At 38.1% G+C, this 6,266-nt stretch carries 6 protein-coding genes and 1 tRNA gene; 4 read left to right on the forward strand and 3 right to left on the reverse strand.

Annotation, left to right across the window (positions count from 1 at the left end):
• Window positions 1–81: 81 nt before the first annotated feature.
• Window positions 82–1,161 carry a bifunctional diaminohydroxyphosphoribosylaminopyrimidine deaminase/5-amino-6-(5-phosphoribosylamino)uracil reductase RibD gene (ribD, locus tag BN52_RS03750; RefSeq protein WP_008472889.1) on the reverse strand — a complete coding sequence of 360 codons (1,080 nt, stop codon included), beginning with the start codon at window positions 1,159–1,161 and terminating at the stop codon, window positions 82–84.
• Window positions 1,162–1,364: 203 nt separating this feature from the next.
• Here ribD and BN52_RS03755 point away from each other — a divergent pair, with 203 nt between their 5' ends.
• The 3 genes from BN52_RS03755 to BN52_RS03765 all read left to right on the forward strand — a co-directional run bounded on the left by BN52_RS03755 (window position 1,365) and on the right by BN52_RS03765 (window position 3,686).
• Complete coding sequence (locus tag BN52_RS03755; RefSeq protein WP_008472890.1) at window positions 1,365–2,243, forward strand: ROK family protein; 879 nt, start codon at window positions 1,365–1,367, stop codon at window positions 2,241–2,243.
• 122 nt (window positions 2,244–2,365) lie between these two features.
• Window positions 2,366–3,220, forward strand: coding sequence for an NAD(P)H-binding protein (locus tag BN52_RS03760; protein ID WP_008472892.1), 855 nt, complete (start codon window positions 2,366–2,368; stop codon window positions 3,218–3,220).
• 49 nt (window positions 3,221–3,269) lie between these two features.
• Window positions 3,270–3,686 carry an Rrf2 family transcriptional regulator gene (locus BN52_RS03765; protein ID WP_008472893.1) on the forward strand — a complete coding sequence of 139 codons (417 nt, stop codon included), beginning with the start codon at window positions 3,270–3,272 and terminating at the stop codon, window positions 3,684–3,686.
• 48 nt (window positions 3,687–3,734) lie between these two features.
• On the opposite strand, the gene BN52_RS03770 is transcribed toward BN52_RS03765, so the two are convergent.
• Both BN52_RS03770 and BN52_RS03775 read right to left on the reverse strand, forming a co-directional pair.
• Window positions 3,735–4,925 carry an Mbeg1-like protein gene (locus BN52_RS03770; protein ID WP_008472894.1) on the reverse strand — a complete coding sequence of 397 codons (1,191 nt, stop codon included), beginning with the start codon at window positions 4,923–4,925 and terminating at the stop codon, window positions 3,735–3,737.
• A 98-nt stretch (window positions 4,926–5,023) separates the two neighbouring features.
• Window positions 5,024–5,719 (reverse strand): MgtC/SapB family protein, encoded by a 696-nt coding sequence (locus tag BN52_RS03775; protein ID WP_008472895.1) that lies wholly within the window; start codon window positions 5,717–5,719, stop codon window positions 5,024–5,026.
• A gap of 191 nt (window positions 5,720–5,910) precedes the next feature.
• Here BN52_RS03775 and BN52_RS03780 point away from each other — a divergent pair.
• A tRNA-Thr gene (locus tag BN52_RS03780) sits at window positions 5,911–5,983 on the forward strand.
• Window positions 5,984–6,266: the final 283 nt, after the last annotated feature.

Genomic DNA, 6,266 nt, shown 5'->3' on the forward strand with positions numbered 1-6,266 from the left:
AAATCGCAATTATTTGAGAATTTAGCGCAAAAAAATAAAACAAAGACCTCGAAGTTACGAAAATTTCGAGGTCTTTGTTTTTTACCATTCAGTATAAGTATCGGTGGTTTTCGCTGGCTTTTTGACATCGCCGGCAATACGGATATTATCATCTAGGGTTTCAACACTAATGTTTTCAAGATCTAAGCTACGTGAAGGAACTGGACCACCAATACCAATTTCACCAAAGTAAATTGGTTTTACATAGTCGACAATTGCATCAACTAAACCTTCGTCCATGAATGATTTTTCTACGCTAGGTCCACCTTCAACATAAAGGGATTGAATTTCTTCAGCTCGCAATAAGTCAATAACTTCCGCAATTGTGCCAGTTGACATTTCAAAAACGCGTACATTGTCATTGAAGTGAACTTTTTGCAAATTAAGGTTCTCGGTAAAAATCCAAGTAGGGGCTTTTTCATCGTTTAATACATTAAGTCCTTGGTGATTAATGAGACGTCCACGACGATCCAAGATAACGCGAATTGGTGGGAAATTAGTCTCAACGCTAGTCAACAAATTAGGATTGTCTTGAATTACCGTTGAGCTTCCGATAATTATTGCTTGATAATCGGCACGTTCAAGATGGATGCGATTGATTACTGCAGGATTATTGAGCACAACTCTTGGACTGTTAGCAGCACTTACCATGTGGTCGAGACTGTTGGTTTGCTTAACGGTGATAAAAGGACGACCATTTTCATAAAAGTAATTAAAATGCTTGTTCAATTCTTTAGCTTCAGTTTCCAAGATGCCAACATTAACGCTCAACTTCTTGTCTAGCAAGCGTTCAATAGCTTCGCTTCCTCTTGGATCACTTTGCCCAATTACTACTTGGCTAATCCCGCTTTTGATAATTAAATCGGTACATGAACCACCTTCAGAAAAACTAGTGCAAGGTTCAAAATTAGTATATAGCGTTGCGCCTTGTAAACTCGTTGCGTCTAAAGAAGCAAGGAGCTTCTTGATAATGTGGTCTTGTTCAAAATTATCTTGATGACCTTGAGCAATAACTTGATCATCTTTAACGATTACAACACCGATTAAGGGATTTTTATAAGTCTGATAACGACCTTTAATTGCTTCATCTAGGGCCAATTGCATATACTTTTTATTATTCATAGTCTACCTTTCAAAAAACATCTTCAATTACAAAATCCACTCCTATCATAAAACCGCTTACATAATTATGTCAACCTAGAAGCTTTGATTTTTTTGAAATTGGTATAATTAAATAGATCATTTATTTTTTGTGAAAACCTTTACATGAGTAGTTTGCGTTTTTATAATTGAAGTAATTGAATTAGAGAGTGAAGGATTTAACAATGAATAAAAAATTTGTAGGAAGTATCGAAGCTGGTGGAACTAAATTTGTACTGGCAGTACAAGACGTTGAGAGTGGGAAAGTGGTTGCTAAAGATCGCATTCCAACTACTACTTCAGCTGAGACTCTGCCTAAGTGTGTTGAGTTTTTTAAGCAACATCCGGTAGATGCTTTGGGAATTGGTACATTTGGTCCAATTGATATTAATCCTAATTCCAAAACCTTTGGTTACATCCTTGATACGCCTAAGCGTGGCTGGTCAGGAACTAATTTTAAAGGCTATTTTGAAAAAGAATTGCAGATACCAGTTGCCTTTACGACTGATGTTAACGCCTCTTGCTATGGTGAGTATATTGCTCGGGGCAGCGATAATAGTAAGAGCTACTTCTATGTAACGATTGGAACGGGAATCGGTGCAGGAATCGTTCAAGCAGGTAAGTTTGTCGGCTTAAACAATCACCCAGAAATTGGCCACATGTTGGTTAAAGCTTATCCAGGCGATGATTATGAAGGTAAGTGCCCATTCCATGGCAATCAATGCGTTGAAGGCATGGCTGCTGGTCCAAGCTTAGAAGGACGCACAGGGATTAAGGGTGAAGATTTACCACGTGATCACCAAGCCTTTACCTACTTGGCTTATTATGTTGCTCAATTGTTGTACAACGTTTATATGACTGCTCGTCCTGATGTTATGGTAGTAGGAGGATCAGTATTAAACGAAGCTGATTTGACAAAGGTAAGGAAGTTCTTTGACCAGTTCAACAATAACTATGTTGCTACGCCAGACCTTGATAAGCTAATCGTTACCCCTGCGGTTGCAGAAAATGGTTCAGCTACACTAGGTGATTTTGAAATGGCTAAAGCGTTATTAACTAAATAAGCTTGAATAGTTGAGTTTAACGCTCAACTATTTTTTTATGATTAATTGTTGACAATAAAAATACATGTAGTAAGATTATATCTGTAAATAATAAAAATACATGTGTGATAAGGAGAAAAAAGATGATTTATGCAATTTCTGCAGCTACAGGTCATTTTGGCCAAGCAGCCGTAAACTATTTAAGACAAATTGTTGATGCTAAGGATATCGTGATTATTGCTCGTAATGAGGCTAAGGCACAAAAACTCTTTCCAGATTTAACAGTAAGAGTTGGAAGTTACGATGATGCAGCTTCAATGAAGTCTGCTTTAGCTGGAGTTGACCGGTTGCTATTCATTTCCTCACAACCTGGTGGTGAAGTAGCAAGAGACCAACAACACCGCAATGTAGTTGAAGCAATCAAAGCAAGTAAGGTGTCATTTGTTGCTTATACTAGTTTCCCTGATGCACAAAATTCAGTTAGCGATCTAGCTGTTGATCATGCATTAACTGAGAGATTGCTACAAACTAGTGGCGTTAAGCACGCTTTCTTGCGCAATAACTGGTACTTAGAAAATGAAATTTCATTTGTGACTGCTAGTGGGGATGTGCCAGCAATTTACTGGGCTAGTGGTAAAGCTGGTTGGGCTTTGGAAAGAGAATATGCGGAAGCTGCCGTCAAAGTCTTAACTGGCAATTATGATCAAGAAGTCTTTGAATTTGCAGGGGTATCAAGAAGCTATGCTGAATTAGGGGATGCACTTGTGGCTGTTGATGCAACTGCTAAAGTTAAGAAATTGAGCCATGATGACTATGTCAAAGCTCTTGAAAATAGTGGCTTAGATCATAATTTAGCTACTCTTTATGCTTCATTCCAATTACCAATCGATAATGGTTCGCTTGAAGAAGATAGCATAGATTTGCCAAGGGTTTTGGGACATGAATTGACACCTCTTGGGGATGCAATTCGCGAAATTCGTGTAAATTCTCAAAAGTAATTATCTATGATATACTTGCTGTACTACATTCAGACAGTGAGTTGATAAGATGAGATATTCATATAAACTAAGCGATGCTGTTCATGTCTTAACGTATTTAGCAGTTTTTGCAGATGATGACCATTCAAGTGTCGCTATTTCTAAGAGTATTAATTCAAATCCTAGCTTGGTAAGAAGCTTGATGAGTGATTTACGCAAGGCAGGATTGATTACGACCCAACAAGGATTAGCAGATACAAAATTAAATAAAGATCCTAAAGATATTTCACTATATGATGTTTATCAGGCAATTAATATGAATCACGATTTATTGCATGTCGACCCTAAAACTAATATGGCTTGCCTGGTGGGAAGCAAAATTCAAGGGGTGTTGGATCAGCAATATCGTGCAGTTGAAGAAGCAGCTTATGCCAAGATGAAGACGATCAGCTTAGCGGAAATAATTGAACAAATAGTAAAAAAATAAGAAGCAGAAAATTGAAATCTGCTTCTTTTTGTTTCATGTGTAACACAATTAATGCTTATTGCTGTGAGGGATTAGTAGATTAGGCGTATTACGATCATAGAATTGGAAAAATACTGGAGCTTTACGAGAATCATTGCTCTTAGGATAATGTTGAAACTCGCCATCAATGAAGGGAAGATTTGCGTTAGCACGGTAGGTATTCCAAATATCGTTGAACATGCTAGTAATCAACGAGCGCGTAGCTGGATCAAGACTCATTAATATTCTACTAAGACGATAAGTTCCTAGCAATTTATTAGCAGTTAATTGGGAAACATCATTGATATTTGAATTTTCAAAAGCATCGAATACGGCTGCAATCATTTCACCACGCTTGTTCTCAGGAATCGTATGATTGAAATGAATTAGAGCATGACGCAAAATTCTAGCACCATTAGAAAGACCAGCTGCTAAGACGAAACTATCACGTCCGACGCTCCAACGACGTACATCGTGTTGTTGTTTCATTGGATAAATGCTTTTGACGATCAGCACTGGTTCTGGATGATCTAGCATAGTGCCGATCACAGAACTTTCAGGCAGATAGGTTTTCATTTTATTTCGCGCTCTTTTGAAACCGCTATCATTAAAAACGCGAGGGTAAAAACCAGGACCATCAAAACTATAGGCTTTGAGTACGCGGTCTTGGATAGCTGGACTTGCAGTAGCCAGGGCATATTGGGCAAAGTTACCACCTTTGGAGTGGCCAACAAGATAAATCTTGTCGTTAGGGAAACGTAGCGCTATTTCGCTTAGATATTCAGCAGCGACATTTTGGCCATAGATTTCAGGCATGAAATTCATATGCATATCTTCTTGCCAGCCAATCATTGAACTGTCAGTTCCTTGATAGGCAAGCAGAATTGTATCTTTGGTGATGCGAAAAGCTCCAGCGGTAAATTGAAGTGGATGAGGAGTTTTTTCACGTCGGTTAACCCAGTCTAGAATTTCAATTCGTCCAATCCGCGGGGCATAGGGAATGAGATTGACTTCGACTCCTGTCTCCCCATGCATTTGAGGTTGAAAGCTATCGAGCTCTTTGAGCGTTTGAGCGACTTCAGTAAGCGTATGCCCAATGGCACTTGGATCTGCGGGAAGATAAATAATGGAAGCCAGTAGTGCTGCATCAAGACTGTTAAAATGATATTGTTCAAACGATAAATCGCCTCGCCAGCGCATATAATCAAGTATTCCTGCCATATTATCACCTCATGAAAAGTTCTATATTCTATTTTAACAGGAAAAATAGTAAAAAAGGGGCAAATTAAAAGCCCAGCTTTCAACTGGGCCAGGACAAGTTATTTACCACCGCGAGTATAACTAATGCGAGTGATATCTGGATATTTACGTAGAGCCATGATGATATCATTTTCATTAGTTTTATTATTGATGATACCATCAACGTTGAAGACGATGCGTTCATCGCTGACGTCAAGAATTTTAACAGAGATATTTTCAACTTGATTTTGTTTCAGCTCATCTTCAATTTTAGGTAAAATATGATGTTTATTGACGGCTTCAATTTGAATATTAAAGCGTACGTGAACAATGATCTTATTGATCAAAGTATCATCATGGAACAGCATTTGAATGATGAATAAAAAGATCGTGGCTAAGATACCGATCAGATAAAGACCGGCACCGATTGCCATACCAATAGCTGAAGTTGCCCAAACACCGGCAGCAGTAGTTAATCCGGAGATTTGCTCTCGTCTTACCAAGATCGTTCCGGCACCAATAAAGGAAATACCAGTAACGATTTGAGCGGCAATTCTTGAGGGATCCAAAGCAATATCATGAGTCATTAGTAAGTCGGCAAATCCGTACTTAGAAACAATCATAAAAAGGGCAGAGGCAATAGCTACAACAATGTGAGTTCTAACACCAGCACTCTTTCGTTGAATTGCTCGTTCATAACCGATAATTGCACCACAGAAAGCAGCGACGATAATCCTTAATAGCCAATCTAATTGGACATATACGATGGATGACATTTTTTCTGTTAAATCCTTCCATTTACAATATTTTTTTAAAACCTACATTAACTAATTGTAGTAGATTCCCGGTATAAAACAAAGAAAAGTCGCAAGAAAAAACTTTTTTGACTTTTTTTGAAAAAAGACTTGCACAAGGTCTATTTATATGGTTTAATTAATATCGTTGTCGGATGAGACAACAGAAAGTTGCTGACTTAGCTCAGTTGGCAGAGCACGTCACTAGTAATGATGAGGTCGGAGGTTCGAATCCTCTAGTCAGCATTATAAAGATTCATTTAGATTGATTAACCTTGATTTATCAACGTTTTACGAAGGTAAGTTGAGGTTAATTTTTTTGCGTAAAGAAAAATGATGCACACTAAGTGCACGCAGTTAAATTTTTAAAGTGCAATTTTTGCACACGGTGTTAAGAGCGGAATAATGTAATGATAAAGATCATGGTCATGTAGACCATGATCTTTTTACTTGTGTGTCGGGCATGACATTTCATCTAGTCTAGTGAAAGTCTAGACCACGGGTAGTTGTCGCCAAGTGTAGTGAACCA

It is taken from the genome of Lactobacillus gigeriorum DSM 23908 = CRBIP 24.85 (assembly GCF_000296855.1).
GTDB classification, from domain to species: Bacteria; Bacillota; Bacilli; order Lactobacillales; family Lactobacillaceae; genus Lactobacillus; species Lactobacillus gigeriorum.

Coding starts and splice junctions, on each gene's coding strand:
- ribD (WP_008472889.1), bottom strand. CDS start 1,161: ATGAATAATAAAAAGTATATGCAATTGGCCCTAGATGAAGCAATTAAA.
- BN52_RS03755 (WP_008472890.1), top strand. CDS start 1,365: ATGAATAAAAAATTTGTAGGAAGTATCGAAGCTGGTGGAACTAAATTT.
- BN52_RS03760 (WP_008472892.1), top strand. CDS start 2,366: ATGATTTATGCAATTTCTGCAGCTACAGGTCATTTTGGCCAAGCAGCC.
- BN52_RS03765 (WP_008472893.1), top strand. CDS start 3,270: ATGAGATATTCATATAAACTAAGCGATGCTGTTCATGTCTTAACGTAT.
- BN52_RS03770 (WP_008472894.1), bottom strand. CDS start 4,925: ATGGCAGGAATACTTGATTATATGCGCTGGCGAGGCGATTTATCGTTT.
- BN52_RS03775 (WP_008472895.1), bottom strand. CDS start 5,719: ATGTCATCCATCGTATATGTCCAATTAGATTGGCTATTAAGGATTATC.